The sequence below is a fragment of the Streptomyces sp. Pv4-95 genome, assembly GCF_045782725.1.
Classification (GTDB): Bacteria; Actinomycetota; Actinomycetes; order Streptomycetales; family Streptomycetaceae; genus Streptomyces.
The window spans coordinates 1,367,486-1,381,020 of sequence record NZ_CP127172.1 but is presented as its reverse complement, the minus strand read 5'-3'; the positions used below and the strand labels follow the sequence as shown (position 1 = coordinate 1,381,020).

The following is a 13,535-nucleotide window of genomic DNA, read 5'->3' as shown; positions in this document are numbered from 1 at the left end:
GGGGCGCCGGATCGGCACGGGAGGAAGTCCGATGAGGGTCAGCCTCAAGGATGTGGCGCAGCGCGCCGGTGTCTCGATCAAGACCGTGTCGAACGTCGTGAACAACTATCAGCACGTCACCCCCGCGATGCGGGCGCGCGTCCAGCAGGCCATCGACGAGCTCGGCTACCGCCCCAACCTCACCGCCCGCCACCTGCGCAAAGGGCGTACCGGCATCATCGCCCTGGCGCTGCCGGAGCTGGGCAACCCCTACTTCGCCGAACTGGCCGGCGCGGTGATCGACGCGGCGGCCCGGCACGACTACACGGTGCTGCTCGACCACACCGGCGGGCTGCGCGAGCGCGAGATCCTGGTCAGCCAGGGCTTCAGCGCCCGGGTCATCGACGGGCTGATCCTCAGCCCCATCGAGCTGGAGACCGAGGATCTGCGCGCCCGCAGCGACGACGCCCCCCTGGTCCTGCTCGGCGAGCGGCGCTACGACCTGCCGCACGACCACATCGCCATCGACAACATCGCCGGGGCGCGGGCCGCCGTGCGTCATCTGCTCGACCTCGGACGGCGCCGGATCGCCTTCCTCGGCGCCCGCAGGGACCGCACGCACCAGCCCGCCCATCTGCGACAACTGGGCTGGCAGGCGGAGTTGGCGGCGTCCGGCATCGCCGAGGAGGCGTGCCTGATCGGACCCACGCAGGGTTGGGAGCGGTCGGACGGCGCCGGCGCGATGGCGGCGCTGCTGGACTCCGGGCAGCGGCCGGACGCGGTGTTCGCCTACAACGACCTGATCGCGATCGGGGCGATGCGGGTGCTGTTCGAGCGCGGGCTGCGGGTGCCGGAGGACGTGGCGGTGGTGGGCTTCGACGACATCACCGAGGGGCGGTTCGGCGCCGTCACGCTGACCACCATCGCGCCGGACAAGCAGGCCATCGCCCGTCTCGCGGTGGAGTCGATCATCGCGAGTCTGGCGGGTGAGGAGAGCCGCCCGCGCCAACTCCAGCCGGAATTCGCCCTGGTGGCGCGGGAGAGCACGCTCGGCCGGCGGTGAACCGCGCCGTACGAGTCCTTGCGCGAAGGGTTTACAGCGCCCTTCCAACGTTATAAATATCGCTGCGGACAACGGACTTGATCGCCCGAGATGGGGTTCTGCCATGCATCCGTACGCTCGTCGACACCGTTCCGCCCTGGTCGCGGGGCTCGCCCTGAGCCTGGCCCTGACCGTCACCTCCTGCGCCAAGTCCGAGGACGACGGCGCGAAACCGGCCGGTGGGGCCGGCTCCGGCGGCGAGCAGGCGGTCGAGGGACCGTCCGCGGGCAGCAGGGCCGGCTGCACCCTCGACGCCTACGGCGCCGAGAAACTCGACCTGAAGAACGCCACGGTGGGCTTCTCCCAGTCGGAGAAGGAAGCCAACCCGTTCCGGATCGCCGAGACCGCCTCGATCAAGGCCGAGGCCGAGAAGCGCGGCATCCGGCTGCTGGCCGCCAACGCCCAGTCGCAGTTCTCCAAGCAGATCAGCGACGTCCAGGACCTGATCGCCAAGGGCGTGGACCTGCTGGTCATCGCGCCGCTGAACTCCGACGGCTGGGACCCGGTGCTCAGCGCGGCGGCCGCCCGGCACATCCCCGTCGTCACCATCGACCGCAAGATCAACGCCAAGCCCTGCAAGGACTACGTGAGCTTCATCGGCTCCGACTTCGTCGCGCAGGGCGAGCGGGCCGCCGACCGGATGATCGAGGCGACCGGCGGCAAGGGGGAGATCGCCATCCTGCTCGGCGCGGCCGGCAACAACGTCACCACCGAGCGCACCAAGGGCTTCAAGGACCGTATCCGGGCCAAGGCGCCGAAGCTGAAGGTGGTCTTCCAGCAGACCGGCGACTTCGCCCGCGAGAAGGGCCAGCAGGTCACGGAGCAGCTGATCCAGTCCCGGCCCGGGATCGACGGCATCTACGCCGAGAACGACGAGATGGGCCTGGGGGCGGTGAACGCGCTCAAGGGCGCGGGCAAGAAGCCCGGCTCGGTGAAGATCGTCACCGTCGACGGCACTCGGAGCGCCGTCCAGGGCATCATCGACGGCTGGATCGACGGCGTGATCGAATCCAACCCCCGCTTCGGCCCGCTCGCCTTCGCGACGCTGGACTCCTTCACCCAGGGCAAGAAGGTCTCCCAGGACATCGTCATCCGCGACAGCGCGTACACCGAAGCCAACGCCGAGGCCGACCTCGGAAAGGCCTTCTGACGATGCGTCCGCCACGCCCGGCGCGTCGCTCAGTGTCTCCCGGTGAACCGGACGGGTCGCCGCCGCACGCGCCGGGCGGCGGCAAAGCGGCCGGCACACCCGGCGCCGCGCAAGCCGGCCGCAGCACCGCGCCCGCCGCGCCCGCCGCGCCTGCAGGGCGCGCGGCCGAGGTGCTCGCCGTACAGGGCCTGACCAAGAGCTTCCCCGGTGTACTCGCCCTGGACGGCGTCGACTTCGCGGTACGGGCCGGTGAGGTGCACGCCCTGGTGGGGGAGAACGGCGCCGGGAAATCCACCCTCATCAAGGTCCTCACCGGCGTGCACCGGCCCGACGCCGGCGAGCTGCGCCACCACGGCAGGCCGGTCCGCTTCCAGACGCCGCTGCACGCCCAGCACGCGGGCATCTCCACCATCTACCAAGAGGTCAACCTCATCCCCCTGATGAGCGTGGCCCGCAATCTCTTCCTCGGCCGGGAACAGCGCACCCGCCTCGGCCTGATCGACTTCGGCCGGATGCACCGCGAGGCCGGGACGGCCCTGGCCGACCTCGGCGTCCGCGTCGACGTGCGCCGGCCCCTGCACGAACTGGGCGTCGGGGCACAGCAGATGGTGGCGCTGGCCCGCGCCCGGTCGGTGGACGCCCGCGTGGTCATCATGGACGAGCCGACCTCCTCCCTCGAGCCGCGTGAGGTGGCGACCCTCTTCGGCGTCATCCGCACGCTGCGCGAGCGGGGCGTCGCGGTGGTCTACGTCAGCCACCGCCTCGACGAGCTCTACGCCGTCTGCGACGCCGTCACCGTGCTCCGCGACGGCCGGAGCGTGCACACCGGACAGCTCGCCGGCCTGGACCGGCTGCGACTGGTCTCCTTGATGCTGGGCCGCGAGATGGGGGAGGTGCGCCGCGAAGGCGTCACCCGGTTCAGCGGCGCGCACGAGGCCGCCGGGGCCGAACCCGTGCTGGCGGTAGAGGAGTTGACGGTCCCCCGCCGGTTGCACGGCATCTCGCTCTCGGTCCGCCCCGGCGAGGTCGTGGGGCTGGGAGGGCTGCTCGGCTCCGGGCGCAGCGAGACCGCCAAGGCCATCGCCGGCGCACTGCCGGCCGGCGGTCGGGTCACCGTCGCCGGGCTCCCGGTACGCACCGGCTCCACCGCCGCCGCGCTGCGCGCCGGGATCAGCCTGCTGCCGGAGGACCGCAAGGCCGAGGGCATCCTGCCCGGCCTCTCGGTGCGCGAGAACATCGCGCTGGCCGCACTGCCGCGGCTCTCCCGCTTCGGCCTGGTCTCCCGCCCCCGGATCGACCGCGTGGTGGACACCTTCGTCCGGCGTCTGAACATCAAGGCGTCCGGACCCGACCAGAAGGTCGGTGAACTCTCCGGCGGCAACCAGCAGAAGGTGCTGCTCGCCCGCTGGCTCGCCATGCACCCCAGGGTGCTGCTGCTGGACGAGCCGACCCGCGGCATCGACATCGGCGCGAAGGCGGAGGTGCAGCGGCTGATCGACGAACTCGCCGAGGACGGTCTCGGCGTGCTGCTGATCTCCTCCGACGTGGAGGAGCTGATCGAGGGCTCGGACCGGGTGGTGGTCCTCAAGGACGGTGCGGTGGTGGGGGAACTGACCGGTGGGGACGTCACCGAGGACGACCTGATGCGTGCCATCGCCGAAGCCGCGGAGGACCGGCGTGCGGCCGACGCGCCGGTTTCGCGGCACCTCCCCGCACCACCCGAGGGGGCCCCGCCCCGGGCACCCGCCGGCCCCGTACCGCCGTCCGCCGAGGAGGCCGCCGACCATGGCTGATCCGGCGCTGCGGCGCCTGCCCACCGACCGGGCCGCCCTGCTGCGCGGCCTGCAGGACTACGGCGTCTACGCCGGGGTCGCGGTCCTGGTGCTGGTCAACACCCTCATCACACCGAACTTCCTGACCGGCGAGAACTTCCGCACCCAGGCCGTCCAGGTCGCCCCCGTCATCATCGTCGCGCTGGGCATGGCGCTGGCCATCGGCAGCGAGGGCATCGACCTGTCCGTGGGCTCCGTGATGGCGCTGGCCACCTCGCTGGTCTCGCTCTATCTCGGCTACGGGCCGTGGATCGCCCTGCTCGTCGCCGTCCTCGGCGGAGCCGCCGTCGGCGTCGCCAACGGCGCACTGGTCGCCTGGGTCGGTGTGCAGCCGATCGTCGCCACCCTCGCTCTCATGGTCGGTGTCCGTGGGCTGGCGCTGGTGCTGTTGCCGCAGCTCAAGGACGTCCGTGACCGGGGCATGGCCGCCCTGGGCTCCGGCACCCTGGCCGGCATCCCCTACCTGGTGCTGATCGCCGCGGGTCTCGCCCTGCTGGTCGGCTTCGTCGTACGGCACACGCTCTTCGGCCGGCGGCTGCTGGCCATCGGCGACAGCCGCCCGGCCGCGGCGCTGGCCGGACTGCCCGTCCGCCGGGTACTGCTGCTGGTCTACGTCGGCTCGGGCGCCCTCGCGGCCCTCGCCGGGGTGCTCGCCACGGCACGGCTGACGGCGAGCGACCCGACCTCGCTCGGCACCCTCATGGAACTGTCCGCCATCACCGCGGTGGTGGTCGGCGGCACCCCGCTCAGCGGCGGCCGGGTCCGGATCGGCGGGACGGTCGCCGGCGCCGTCCTGATCCAGCTGCTGACCGCCTCCCTGATCAAACACGATCTGCCACCGTCCTGGACCCAGATCGCGCAGGCGGTCGTCATCGTGCTCGCGGTCCACGCGGCACGGGAGCGGGGGAAGCGATGACGTCACTGCGCACACCCGCGCCGCCGGGGGCCACGGCGCCGCCCACGGCACGCCGCGGACGGACCCGCGGCGAGCGCCTGAGCGCCCTCGCCCGGCAACACGGCGCCCTGGCCGCGCTGGTCGTCATCGGCCTGGTGGCGACGTTCTCCTTCGACTCCTTCGCCACTCCCGACAACCTGCGGAACATGGCGGTCTCCTCGGCCTTTCTCGCGGTGATCGCGCTCGGTATGACCTTCGTGATCGTCACCGGCGGGATCGATCTGTCCGTCGGCTCGCTGTTCGCCCTCGGCGGTGTCCTCGCGGCCTGGGGCTCGCGACACGGCACCCTCGTCGCGCTGCTGCTGCCGCTCGTCGTGTGCGCACTGTTCGGTCTGGTCAACGGCCTGCTGATCGCCCGCTCCCGGCTGGCTCCGTTCATCGTGACGCTGGCCGCCATGCTCGCCGCCCGGGGCCTGCTGCTCACCGTCACCGACGAGGGCGCCACGACCTACCTCGTCGCGAAGGACTCGGTTCTCGCCCGGCTCGGGCAGGGCACCCTGCTCGGCCTCGGCGTCCCGGCGTGGATCACCCTTGCCCTCTTCGTCGCGGGCGCCGTGCTGCTCCGCCGCACCCGCTTCGGTCAGCACGTCTACGCGGTCGGCGGCAACGAGGACGCGGCCGCGCTGATGGGGACCCCGGTTGCCCGCACCAAGATCCTCGTCTACACGATGTCGGGGGTGCTCGCCGGTCTGGCCGGCGCCCTGAACGCCGCCTGGCTGGCCTCCGGTGTCACCATCCTGGGCACCGGCATGGAGCTGGAGGCGATCTCCGCCGTCGTGATCGGCGGGACCCTGCTCACCGGTGGCTTCGGCTTCGTCAGCGGCTCCCTGGTCGGCGTGCTGCTGCTGAAGGTCATTCAGAACGTCATCAACCAGATCGGCTCGCTGGACTCGGCCTACCAACAGGTCGTCAGCGGCGGCTTCCTGGTGCTGGTGGTGGTCGCCCAGACGTGGCTGGGGCGGCGGTCGCGACGCTAGCGCCACCGAGGCGGGACGGTCCGCGGGCGCCGGCGGCACCCGCGGACCGCCCGCGGCGCGGCAGGCACTCCGCCGGTCCCGCCCGCCGGCCCGCTCGGTAGGCTCACGACGTGCTCCCGGACGACTCTCCCGCCCCGCCCCACCACCTCCCCGCCGAGTTCGTCCGGTACGCCGTGGCCCTGGAGGAGACCGAACTCGCCTGGGGATATCTGCACGGCCGGCTGACCCCCGAGGACACGGTCCGGCTCGCCTTCCTGCGCACCTGCGACCTCCGTCCGTCCGCCGCGGGCTTCACCCGGATCCACCGGCAGGGGCCGGACGCCTCGGCGCTCGGTGCCGTGTGCCGGGAACTCCTCGACGGGGACGCGGGGCAGGTGGACGCCGCCGGGCGGGTCTGGGACCACCTCGCCGCGGCATGGCGCGCGGCGCGCCCCGAACTCGGCGGCGCCACGCCGGACGCGGATCAACTCGACCTGGGCAGACGGGAGTTCCTGCTCGATCGGGCCGCTGCCGGCCGGGGCATGAACTGGCGGAACAGCTCCGCGCTGCTGGGCACGGACCGCCCCGAGGAGGTCGATGCCGCGTTCGAGCGGGACGAGGAACTCGTGGGCGTGGCCGTCATCGGGCTCGCTCTCACCCACCCCGACGCCACGGCGATCCTGCCCCGTGTCGCACGGACGCTCGAACGTGCCCGTGATACGGCGGACAGCGGGCTCCGGCACCAGGGCATCGTCGCCCTCGCCCACACCGCCCGGCTGCACGGCACCGTCGACGCCCGCTGCCTGGACCTGCTGCGCGGCTGCCCTCGCGGTAACGAGGCCGACACGGACATCTGGGCCTATGTGGCGCACCGCCGGCTACCGCTGTGGATGTGGCGATACGGCGTGGGCGAGCGGGTGCGATGGCTGCTGTGCGACAGGTGGCGCGGGTAGCGCGAGGCCCGGCGGGCGGGGGCCATGGCGACCCTGACGGCTCATCAGCGACAGACGCGGGGGCCGTCGGAGGTACTCCCCGACGGCCCCGCGTCTGAACCGTTGTCCGCTCAGCGGCTGCCGCTCACGGCTTCTCCTTGCCGCCCGGGGCGGCAGATCCCGTCTGCTCCGTCTTGGCCATTTCCGAGCGCTTGTAGGAGTAGCCGAAGTAGATGACCAGGCCGACCAGCAGCCAGACGGCGAACCGCACCCAGGTCTGCCACTCCAGGAAGGTGATCAGCCAGATCGAGAAGGCCACGCCGAGCGCCGGCACCACCGGCATCCCCGGCGTACGGAACGTACGCGGCAGGTCGGGGCGCTTGTAGCGGAGCACGATCACCGCGGAGCACACGACCACGAAGGCCAGCAGGATGCCGATGTTGGTCAGTTCCGCGGCCTCACCGATCGGTACGAAGCCCGCGATGGCCGCGGACGCGACACCCACGATCCAGGTCACCCGGGTCGGCACATGGTGCTTGGGGCTGGTCTTCGCGAACCACTTCGGCAGCAGCCCGTCCCGGCTCATGGAGAACCACACGCGGGTCACACCGAGCATGAAGGTGAACATCACGGTCAGGATGCCGATGATCGCGCCGACCGCGATGACATCCGCGAGGCCGCTCAGGCCCACCGACTTGAACGCCGTCGAGAAGCCGCTCTCGGGGTCGATGTCCTTGTAGTCCTGCATACCCGTCAGCACCAGGCAGGCCAGCACATACAGCACCATCGAGATCGCCAGCGAATACATGATCGCCTTCGGCATGTGGCGCTGCGAGTCCTTCGACTCCTCGGCCGCCGTGCTCATCGCGTCATAGCCGAACACCGCGAAGAAGACGGTCGCGGCGCCCGTGAACGCGCCGCTCACCCCGAAGGGGAAGAACGGCTCGTAGTTCCCGGTCTCGATGTGGAAGAAGCCGACCCCGATCACCAGCAGGACCACCAGGACCTTCAGGCCCACCACGACCGTCTCGAACCGGGCGGCGTTCTTGATGCCCAGGGTCAGCAGATAGGCGATCAGCAGGCACAGCACCGCCGCGAACAGGTCCACGCGGTGCCCCTCGCCGGTTCCCGGCGCGCCCAGCATCCAGGCGGGCAGCTCCGCACCCGTCTCTCCCAGCAGAAAGCTGAAGTAGCCGGAGATGCCGATGGCGACCACCGCCACGATCGCGGTGTACTCCAGCAGCAGGTCCCAGCCGATGAACCAGCCCGCCAACTCGCCCAGTACCGCGTAGCCGTAGGTGTAGGCCGAGCCCGCCTTCGGGATCAGCCCGGCGAATTCGGCGTACGAGAAGGCGGCCGCCGCGCTCGCCACACCCGCGACGAGGAAGGAGATCAGGACCGCGGGTCCGGCCTTCCCGTTCGCGACGGTGCCGGCGAGGGTGAAGATTCCCGCGCCGATGATGCCGCCGACGCCGATGGCCGTCAGCTGCCACAGGCCCAGCGCCCGGGTGAGTTGCTGGCCGGAACCGCCTTCCGTCTCCGTGATGTGGTCGATCGGTTTGCGGCGCAATACGCCCTGTCCCGCGCGCAGCCCCATGCGTGATCCTCCATACGCTCCGTCGTGGTCCGACGGCGGATCATCATGGTCCCTCAGCGGCCTCTACGGAAGGCGACTCCCGCGTTCTTCCGATTCTTCCCGGCGAAGACACACGGGAGAGGTGTCACTCGGCCTCTTCCAGCCGGAATCCGACCTTCAGGCCGACCTGGTAGTGGTCGATCTCGCCGTCGACGAGATGTCCGCGGACCTGGGTGATCTCGAACCAGTCCAGATTGCGCAGCGTCTCGGAGGCGCGCTTGATGCCATTGCGGATCGCGGCGTCCACACTCGTCTGGGACGTGCCCACGATCTCCGTCACGCGATAGGTGCGGTCGGTCACGGTGGTCTCCCTCGTCGGGGCGGCGCTCCGCCCGTCCATCTTCCACCGTGCCTCAGCCCGGCCCACCTCACCAGCGGAGCGGCCGGGAGCCGCGCTAGGGCACGACGGTGACCGGCCAGCGCCCGGCCTTGACCAGGCGGACCGCGACCGACCCCATGATGCGGTGCCCGGCCGACTCCGAGGCGCCCACCACCACCGCGTCCGCCTTCAGCTCGTCGGCCATCTGCACCATGCCGTTGAACGGGTCGCCCCGCAGCGTGTGGAACTCCCAGCGGACGTTGTATATCCCCTGCAGCCGGTCCGTCGCCTTGCGGATCTCGGCCATCAGCTCCTCGGCCACCTCGTTCGTGGCGTCGACGACGGGGGCGCCCATCACCGCGCCGGCCGGCATCACCGGCTGGACGTAGACCAGGACCAGCTTCGACAACTGGCGCCGGGCCAGCCCGGCCGCATAGGCGGCGGCGCGCCACGACGAGTCGGAGCCGTCGACGCCGACGACGATGACCTTCGGGCCGTCCGTTCCGCGCTCGAAAGGCGCGGGAGTGTTCTCCTCCACACCCGGGAGGTTATCCGTACACGCGTGCTGTCGGGACCGGGGGCCGCGTCCCGCGCGCCGCCGTCCTCCCGGCGGCTCAGGCAGGGGCCGGCGGCCAGCTGTCCGCGGAGAGGACGCCCAGCACGTACGCCTTGGCGACGAGCGCGGTGCGTCCCTGTACCCGCCAGCGCCGGGCCAGCCGGGTCAGGTGGTAGTTGACGCCGTCCACCGTCAGGCCCAGAGTCGTACCGATCGACGCGGTGGTGGCGCCGCCCGCGGCGAGCGCCAGGATGCGGGCCTCCACCGGGCTCGCCGAACCACGCGGCCGGGGCGGCGGACTCGTGTCGCGGACCCGCAGCAGGGCCAGCAGCGCCGGCGGGCGGACGGACGGGTCGCCGACCGGATCGACCGTCAGTTCCCCTTCCCTCGGCGCGCCCTCGGCCCCGGCCTGCCAGTGCACCTCCACCGGATAGCGCGACCGGTGGCCCAGCCGCAGCGCCTCGGCCAGCCGGTCGAGCTGCGCCTTCGCCCGGGGCCTGAACAGGTCCAGCAGATTGCGGCCGCGCAGCTGCCCCGGGGCTGCGCCCCACTCCGCTGCCATCGCCGGATTGGCGATCAGCACCTCGCCGTCGGCGTGGCACACCGCGATCGGGGTGGGGATACGGTCCAGCAGGATCAGGAAATAGTTGCGCCAGGGTCCGGCAGCGTACGGGCCGGCCGGGTCGAGCGACCCGCCGGGCGGGCGCGGTCCGATGGCGCCCTCGCCCGCCGGGCCGTCGGCTGTCCCGTTGTCCATTGCCTCTTCTCCGTCCGCCCGCAAGAGCGGGCAGCAAAAAACCACTGCACAATCATGCAGTTGCCCGGTCATGTCCCGCACACCGGGCCGGTCACGCTGGAGACATGACCGACACCATCGCGCTGCACACCGACGAACGCGCCGCCGCCGACGACGGCACCCCGGTCGCCGACCTCACGGCGGCGGGCCTCACCAGCACGCCCATCCAGCAGGCCATGGACCTCGCCCGGATCCACGGCCCGGCCTTCAAGCGCAAGCTGGGCGACCGCGAGACGCTGTTCATCTCCTCGCTGGACCTGGTCACCGAGGTCGCCGACGAGACCCGCTTCGCCAAGGGCGTGTCGGTCGTCCTGGAGAACGTCAGAGAGTTCGCCGGGGACGGTCTGTTCACCGCCTACAACGATGAGCCGAACTGGGCCAGGGCGCACGAGGTCCTGATGCCGGCCTTCGCGCTCGGTTCGATGCGCACCTACCACCCGGCGATGCTCAAGGTCGCCCGCCGGGTGATGGACAGCTGGGACGGGCGGGTGGCCGACGGCACCCCCGTCGACGTCGCCGAGGACATGACCCGGATGACGCTGGACACCATTGGGCTCGCCGGCTTCGGCTTCGACTTCTCCTCGTTCTCCCGCGACACCCCGCACCCGTTCGTCGAGTCGATGGTGCGCTGCCTGCAGTGGAGCATGACCAAGTTCGCCCGTGACCCCGGCGCCGATCACACCGCGGAGGACGCGGCGTTCCGTGCCGACGCGGACTACCTCGCGTCCGTCGTAGACGAGGTCATCGCCGCCCGCACCGCGAGCGGCGAGAGCGGCGACGACGATCTGCTTGGCCTGATGCTCGGCGGCACCGCGGAGGGAGAGGAGGGCCCCCGCCTCGACCTCGCCAACATCCGCAACCAGGTCATCACCTTCCTGATCGCCGGCCACGAGACCACCTCGGGTGCCCTCTCCTTCGCCCTGCACCACCTGCTGAAGGACCCGGTCGCGCTGCGCCTGGCCCAGCGCGAGGCCGACGAGCTGTGGGGAGACGAGGCGGACCCCGACCCGTCCTTCGAGGACATCGGCCGGCTGCCGTTCACCCGGCAGGTCCTCAACGAGGCGCTCCGGCTGTGGCCGACCGCCGCCGCCTTCAGCCGCCAGGCCCGCGAGGACACCCTGATCGGCGGCCGCTACTCGGTGCGGGCGGGCGAACTGGTCACCGTCCTCACCCCGATGCTGCACCGCGACCCGGTCTGGGGCGACAACCCCGAGCTGTTCGACCCCGCCCGCTTCGGCCCCGAGGCCGAGGCGGCGCGCTCGCCGCACGCCTACAAGCCGTTCGGAACCGGTGAACGCGCCTGCATCGGGCGGCAGTTCGCACTGCACGAGGCGACCATGCTGCTCGCTCTCCTGGTGCACCGCTACCGCCTGATCGACCACACCGACTACCGGCTGCGGATCAAGGAGACGCTGACCCTCAAGCCCGACGGGTTCACGATGACCCTGGCGGCCCGCACGCCGGAGGACAGGGCGGCGGTCCGCGGCGCACTGGCGGTGCTGCCCGGCGCGGCCGCCGGTGCCGCGGACGGCGCGGCGGCCGCCCGCGCGGAGGGGCTGCCCACCCGCGTCCCCCAGGGCACCGGCCTGCTGCTCCTGCACGGCACCAACTACGGCACCTGCCGGGAGTTCGCCGAGCGGCTCGCCGACGAGGCCACCGCACTCGGTTTCGGTGCCGACGTGGCGCCGCTGGACGCGTACGCCGGAGCGCTGCCCGCAGACCGGCCCGTCGTCATCGTCGCCGCATCCTACAACGGCCAGCCCACCGACGACGCCGCCGACTTCGTCCGGTGGCTCGACACCGCACCCGACGGCGCCGCCGCGGGCGTGCCCTACGCCGTTCTGGGCGTCGGCGACCGCAACTGGGCCGCGACCTACCAGCATGTGCCGATGCGCCTGGACGACCGGCTGGCCGCGCTCGGCGGGGAGCGGCTGCTGCCGCGCGCCGAGGCCGACGCCTCCGGCGATCTGGGCGGCGCCGTCAAGGAGTTCACCGCGGAGCTGTGCACCCGGCTGCTGGAGCGCTACGGCGATCCCGCGAGCGTCGGAGCGGGCGCACCGGCCGCCGAGGACGCCGGATACACCGTCACCGAGATCACCGGCGGACCGTTGGACGCCCTCGCGGCCCGGCACGACGTCGTGGCGATGACCGTCACCCAGGCTCACGACCTCACCGCCGAAGGGTGGCCGCGGCCCAAGCGGTTCCTGCGCATCGCGCTCCCCGAAGGCGTCGGCTACCGCACGGCCGACCACCTCGCCGTGCTGCCGGTCAACGCCCCGGCCGTGGTCGAGCGGGCGGCCCGCGCCCTCGGCGTCGACCCGGAAACCGTCCTCGCGCTGCACGCGGGGCGGCCCGGTCGTGACACCCTCCCCATCGACCGTCCGCTGACGGTTCGTCAATTGCTGACCGAGCACCTGGAGCTGGGAACGCGCCCGGCGCCCGGACAGGCGGCGCTGCTCGCCGCGCACAACCCGTGCCCGCCCGAGCGCGCGGCGCTGGAAGCCCTCGCCGACGACGATCCGCGCACTCTGATCGAACTGATCGAGGCACACCCCGCGTTGCGCGGCGCACTGCCGTGGCCCGTCATCCTGGAGCTGCTCCCGCCGCTGCGCACCCGGCACTACTCCCTGTCGTCCTCGCCCGCGGCCGACCCGCGGCACGCCGACCTGATGGTCTCCTTGCTGCCCGGCGGCACCGGCTCGACCTATCTGCACACCCTGCGGCCCGGTGACACGGTCCTGGCCCGCGTGCAGCCCTGCCGCGAGGCGTTCCGCCTCGATCCGGCCGATCCCACTCCCGTCATCATGATCGCCGCCGGCACCGGGCTCGCCCCCTTCCGCGGCGCCGTCGTGGACCGTGTCGCGGCGGGCCGGACCTCCCCGGCGCGGCTCTACTTCGGCTGCGACGACCCCGACGCGGACTTCCTGCACGCCGCGGAGTTCGCCGCCGCGCAGGAGGCCGGAGCGGTGTCCGTACGCCCGGTGTTCAGCGCCCGGCCCGAGAACGGCCACCGCTTCGTCCAGCACCGGATAGCCGCCGAGGCCGACGAGGTGTGGCACCTGCTGGAGGCCGGCGCGCGGGTGTACGTCTGCGGTGACGGCAGCAGGATGGCGCCGGGGGTCCGGGCCGCCTTCCGCGATCTGCACGGTGCCCGTACCGGCGCCTCGGCACAGGAGTCCGAGGGGTGGCTGCGGGAACTGACCGCCTCGGGGCGCTACATCGAGGACGTCTACGCGGCCGGCTGAGGAACTCCTCGTCCCCCGGCGGGCACACGGACTGGATCTCGTGGCCCGCCGGGGCCAGGGTGGGGGGTGCGGCCCCT

At 72.2% G+C, this 13,535-nt stretch carries 11 protein-coding genes; 7 read left to right on the top strand and 4 right to left on the bottom strand.

Translation table 11 applies throughout. The features are described 5' to 3' along the window. Positions 1-31: 31 nt before the first annotated feature. The 6 genes from QOM21_RS06345 (at position 32) to QOM21_RS06320 (ending at position 6,927) form a co-directional block, all read left to right on the top strand. Positions 32-1,042, top strand: a complete 1,011-nt coding sequence (locus QOM21_RS06345) for a LacI family DNA-binding transcriptional regulator (protein ID WP_407548755.1) — start codon at positions 32-34, stop codon at positions 1,040-1,042. Between the two features lie 103 nt (positions 1,043-1,145). Continuing rightward, positions 1,146-2,231, top strand: coding sequence for an ABC transporter substrate-binding protein (locus QOM21_RS06340; RefSeq protein WP_407548754.1), 1,086 nt, complete (start codon positions 1,146-1,148; stop codon positions 2,229-2,231). Between the two features lie 170 nt (positions 2,232-2,401). Then, a complete protein-coding gene (locus QOM21_RS06335; protein ID WP_407555588.1) occupies positions 2,402-4,024 on the top strand; it encodes a sugar ABC transporter ATP-binding protein in 1,623 nt (540 codons plus the stop codon). Continuing rightward, positions 4,017-4,979: an ABC transporter permease gene (locus QOM21_RS06330; protein ID WP_407548753.1), complete on the top strand. Its 963-nt coding sequence runs from the start codon at positions 4,017-4,019 to the stop codon at positions 4,977-4,979. The genes QOM21_RS06335 and QOM21_RS06330 overlap by 8 nt, the downstream gene beginning before the upstream one ends. After that, positions 4,976-5,995, top strand: a complete 1,020-nt coding sequence (locus QOM21_RS06325; RefSeq protein WP_407548752.1) for an ABC transporter permease — start codon at positions 4,976-4,978, stop codon at positions 5,993-5,995. Before QOM21_RS06330 ends, QOM21_RS06325 begins: the two co-directional genes overlap by 4 nt. A gap of 110 nt (positions 5,996-6,105) precedes the next feature. Beyond that, positions 6,106-6,927, top strand: a complete 822-nt coding sequence (locus QOM21_RS06320; RefSeq protein ID WP_407548751.1) for a hypothetical protein — start codon at positions 6,106-6,108, stop codon at positions 6,925-6,927. 124 nt (positions 6,928-7,051) lie between these two features. On the opposite strand, the gene QOM21_RS06315 is transcribed toward QOM21_RS06320, so the two are convergent. From QOM21_RS06315 to QOM21_RS06300, 4 genes are all read right to left on the bottom strand, one after another. Next, the gene (locus QOM21_RS06315) at positions 7,052-8,503 is read right to left on the bottom strand and encodes an amino acid permease (protein WP_407548750.1); all 1,452 of its coding nucleotides are present in this window, start codon (positions 8,501-8,503) and stop codon (positions 7,052-7,054) included. Between the two features lie 124 nt (positions 8,504-8,627). Continuing rightward, entirely contained in the window at positions 8,628-8,843 is a 216-nt protein-coding gene (locus tag QOM21_RS06310) for a dodecin (protein WP_407548749.1), read from the bottom strand. Positions 8,844-8,937: 94 nt separating this feature from the next. Continuing rightward, a complete protein-coding gene (locus QOM21_RS06305; RefSeq protein ID WP_393891513.1) occupies positions 8,938-9,399 on the bottom strand; it encodes a universal stress protein in 462 nt (153 codons plus the stop codon). Between the two features lie 76 nt (positions 9,400-9,475). Beyond that, positions 9,476-10,174, bottom strand: coding sequence for a PAS domain-containing protein (locus QOM21_RS06300; protein ID WP_407548748.1), 699 nt, complete (start codon positions 10,172-10,174; stop codon positions 9,476-9,478). A 104-nt stretch (positions 10,175-10,278) separates the two neighbouring features. Between QOM21_RS06300 and QOM21_RS06295 the strand changes: the two genes are divergently transcribed. Beyond that, a complete protein-coding gene (locus QOM21_RS06295) occupies positions 10,279-13,458 on the top strand; it encodes a bifunctional cytochrome P450/NADPH--P450 reductase (protein ID WP_407548747.1) in 3,180 nt (1,059 codons plus the stop codon). Positions 13,459-13,535 lie beyond the last annotated feature (77 nt).